Consider the following 3,664-nt stretch of genomic DNA (forward strand, 5'->3'; position numbering starts at 1 on the left):
GGTGAGGGGCGAGGTGAGGGGCGGGTCGATGTCTGATCGGTCGCCTGATCAGTCGTCTGACCTGTCGCTAAACGCGGCGGCGGGTGTTGTTCGTTTGAAAAATCCGCCGGTCGACTGCTGACGCGGCCGCACTTTGCCAAATCTTGGTAAAAGCGGCCGCTGTTACTTGGAGTAAGTCGAGGGCGTCGCCCTGTCGGGTTTGGGGCATGAAGCCCCCGGTTTGTCACCCCCCTGAGATCCACCCAGCGTTGCCGGGTGGCACCCACGGGTCGCCACTCGGTTATCTGCCCGTTACTAGCCAGTAACGAGCCCCCTTGTGCGGGCGGCGAGAATGCACCACGATCGGCGTCGCTCGGTCCTATCCCGTACCGCGACAGCCAGTCGGCCGGACGGGAGTTGTGGATCCCCACCGGGCGAGTCGGCGGCATTGGTGCCGGCTCTCGGACAGGGGGGTCTTCGCCTTCCGGTGGAGCCTGTCCGGCAAGGTTGCGTCTGATGTGCGTCAGGCGTGGCCAGTGGTTGTCGCTCGGGGGTGATCGCCGGTGATTCGGGCGCTGTTCGCGCCGTCGAGCGCGGGCGCTCTCCTTGCCGAGGACGTAGCACTTCTCCCATCCCTGCCCGGCTGAGCCGCCGTTCTGGGGCAGTCAGGGTCAGGAGATGTACGTCCGAGAAGGAGGAAATATGGAGTCCCAGGTGCGTGGCGGGACCAGATGGAAGCGTTTCGCTGTGGTCATGGTGCCCAGCGTTGCCGCTACGGCATGTATAGGTGTCGCCCTCGCGCAGGGTGCCCTTGCCGCTTCGTTCAGCGTGTCGGGCCAGTCGTTCAAGGTCAGGGCTGACGAAATCCACGGCACGGGCTTCTCGCAGTACGGCGCCGTCGACATGGACGACACCAAGAGCGAGAAGGGCACTCACCCGGTTGCGGTGTCGGCGTTCGCCGATGCGCGTATCCAGAACATGTGCCAGTCGGTCGTCACGCCGAGGATCCCGTTCTTCGGCACTGCCACGCTGGTGCTGACCGCGGGCGACAGTGACGACAAGGACAAGCAGGTCACTGCCAAGAACCTGTACATCGACGTCGAGGACCTCGGCGCCGAAAAGGCTGAGTTCGGTGACATGAACATCGGCGTGGCCGCCAAGTCTCTGAAGAACCCGCCAATGAAGGGCGGCGCGGAGCTCTCGGACGGCAACGGCTTCGGCCAGCAGGCGGCCACGGCCGACCTGTACGGCGTGAAGCAGAAGGCGTGGGCCACCACCGCCGGAACCTTCACGCTGCCCGGCCTGAGCATGAAGGTCGTCACGGGTACCCACGAGTGCTACTAAGCACTCGGTGACGGGTGGGGGGAGGCCGTGAGGCGCCCCCCGCCCGCTCCACTCCGACCAGGTCTTCGCGGATCGCCCTCGTACGACCGGCGAAAGACCCTCTCACTACGGCAATACCGCACCAGGGAGCTGTTTCCATGAGCGCCGAGACTCCTGCCGACCCCAGTCCGTTCGACCGGTTGGTGCTGCAGTTCAGCGCCTGGCGGGGTACGAGGCCGTTCTGGGCCGGTCTGTTTGTCGCGATCAGCGGTGTCCCGATCATGTACTTCCCGTACGCGAACCTCACGATCGGCCAGCTCACGATCCGTATGTCCACGACGGCCGGCGCCGGATCACTGATCATCGGGATCCTGCTCGTCGTCCTGGGCATCAGCCTCTGGTTCCAGAAGCACGTACGGACCTTCGCCGGAACCGCCGCGATTCTGCTGGGACTGGTGTCCCTCCCGGTCTCCAACTTCGGCGGGTTCTTCTTCGGCTTTGGGCCTGCTCTGGTCGGCGGCGCGTTGGCGATCGCCTGGGCGCCCGGCGTGCCGGAGCCGGATTCGAGGTACGGGAACCCGGCGGGCAGGGGCACGGATGCTGCGCCCGCCGCTGTGGTCCCTCCGGCCCCTGTGCCTGCCGAGGCCGTCGACGGAGCGCCCACGGCGGCGGAGCCGAGCGGACTGGACATGAGCAAGTCGAACGAACCGCACGAGCCGAACGATCTGTCAGGAACGAGCCCGGTGAACGGGGCGAACGGGAGGCAAAGTGCCGGCTGACGAGGTGAACCACGGGCTTGAGGTGGACGAGGCCCGTGAGCGAACCGGGCCGCGCCACGCGGCCCCGAAAAAGCCGCTGTTCACCAGATTCCATGTACCGGCCGGAAAGGCGATAGCCCTGGCGGCGATGCCCACCGCGGTTCTCATGGGCATGGGTTTCACACCGACGCTTGCACGTGCCGACGCCCAGGCGAAGACGAACAGTCTGACGGCCGAGGAGTACAAGGCCTGCGTCGCGGCGATGGAGGACGGCACCTCGCCGTCGGCCGCCTCGGCGCCGAAATCGCCTCACGGGGACTCGGGCAAGGCGACGGCGACTCCGTCGGCTCCCGCCGCCCCCCACTCAGGCGGAGACGCGGCCACGGACGAACCCACGTCGCCGGATCCAGGTTCCGACGACCCGGCCAAGCCCGCCCCCGCGCCGACTTCGACGCCGTCCGCGGGCAAGCCGGCGCCGGCCGGTGGCGGCGACACCGGCGGCGAGAGCGGCAAGGGCACACCCGCCCCCACCCCCTCGGCGGACAAGGGCGCCCCCGAGGAAGCGGGCGGCGGTCTGCTGGACACCATCGGCGACGCGATCACCGGGATCCTCAAGGGCGGCGGCGACTCGTCGGCGGACACGAAGACCACGGCCCCGGAGCCCACGAAGACCACCGACCCCGCCGAAACTGCGGCTCCGACGCCGGTCGCGTCACCCACGCCGCGCGCGGAGGTGCCGGACAAGGGCAAGCCCGACTCCACCACGGTCAAGAAGTCGCCTGTGAAGGTCACCAAGGTCGTCAAGGACACCGCAGGGGACGCGGCCAAGGGCACGACGGAGACAGCCGGGAAGGTGGCCGCCACCCCGTCCCCGAGCCCCTCGGCGAGCGAGACGACCGACGCGGACACGGACAACTGCCCGGCAGCCGCCACCAAGGACCGGGGCGGCGTCGACAACACCATCCCGCTGCCCGTCGATCCGTGGATCCTGGAAGCCAGCACGCTGACGCTCAAGGGCGCTGACTACCAGGGCATCGTCAAGGTGCGCACCGCCGACGGCACGGTCAAGGACGTCCTGAAGTTCGTGGTCTCCGGCGGTACGGACATCGGCAACCTGCACCAGATCGTCAAGGACCGGACTTCCGGCAAGACGTACCACGTCGAGGCGATGAAGAGCGTGGACCCGCAGAAGGCGTCCAAGATCACCGGCGGCAAGACGATCATGTACACGGAGAGCATCTCCGGCAACCTGCTGGGCCTGTTCCCGGTGACGTTCAGTCCTAAGAACCCGCCTCCGCTGAACATCCCCCTGATCTTCTTCACGAACGTGAAGGTCGTTCAGGCGGGCCAGTTCGGCGGCACGCTGACGATCCCGGGCATGCACCAGTACATAACCTGAGCGCTCACGTCCCCCGTTCGGGAGTCGCACCGAGAACTGTGGCCCGGCCTACCGCTGTTGGCGGAGGGTTGGGCCACAGGTCTTTGCGGGGGAGGTGAGAGCAGCGTTCGAACGGAATGGCGAATTATCGGTTTCGTATGCGCTGTTTCGCTGCCATGATGGTGTGGTCCCCGGGGGAAGGGGGGCACGGGGGGCGCGTGTTGAC

3 protein-coding genes are annotated in these 3,664 nt (G+C 67.3%); all 3 read left to right on the forward strand.

Features of this window, described 5'->3' with window-relative positions; translation table 11 throughout:
• The first annotated feature begins 681 nt into the window (after positions 1-681).
• The 3 genes from AOK08_RS37980 (at position 682) to AOK08_RS37990 (ending at position 3,459) form a co-directional block, all read left to right on the forward strand.
• The gene (locus AOK08_RS37980) at positions 682-1,323 is read left to right on the forward strand and encodes a DUF6230 family protein (RefSeq protein WP_079054512.1); all 642 of its coding nucleotides are present in this window, start codon (positions 682-684) and stop codon (positions 1,321-1,323) included.
• 137 nt (positions 1,324-1,460) lie between these two features.
• Positions 1,461-2,081 carry a DUF6114 domain-containing protein gene (locus tag AOK08_RS37985; protein ID WP_055534592.1) on the forward strand — a complete coding sequence of 207 codons (621 nt, stop codon included), beginning with the start codon at positions 1,461-1,463 and terminating at the stop codon, positions 2,079-2,081.
• The gene (locus tag AOK08_RS37990) at positions 2,071-3,459 is read left to right on the forward strand and encodes a hypothetical protein (RefSeq protein ID WP_055534594.1); all 1,389 of its coding nucleotides are present in this window, start codon (positions 2,071-2,073) and stop codon (positions 3,457-3,459) included. Before AOK08_RS37985 ends, AOK08_RS37990 begins: the two co-directional genes overlap by 11 nt.
• Positions 3,460-3,664: the final 205 nt, after the last annotated feature.

The organism is Streptomyces graminilatus (assembly GCF_001418565.1).
Taxonomy (GTDB): Bacteria; Actinomycetota; Actinomycetes; order Streptomycetales; family Streptomycetaceae; genus Streptomyces; species Streptomyces graminilatus.

Coding starts and splice junctions, on each gene's coding strand:
- AOK08_RS37980 (WP_079054512.1), top strand. CDS start 682: ATGGAGTCCCAGGTGCGTGGCGGGACCAGATGGAAGCGTTTCGCTGTG.
- AOK08_RS37985 (WP_055534592.1), top strand. CDS start 1,461: ATGAGCGCCGAGACTCCTGCCGACCCCAGTCCGTTCGACCGGTTGGTG.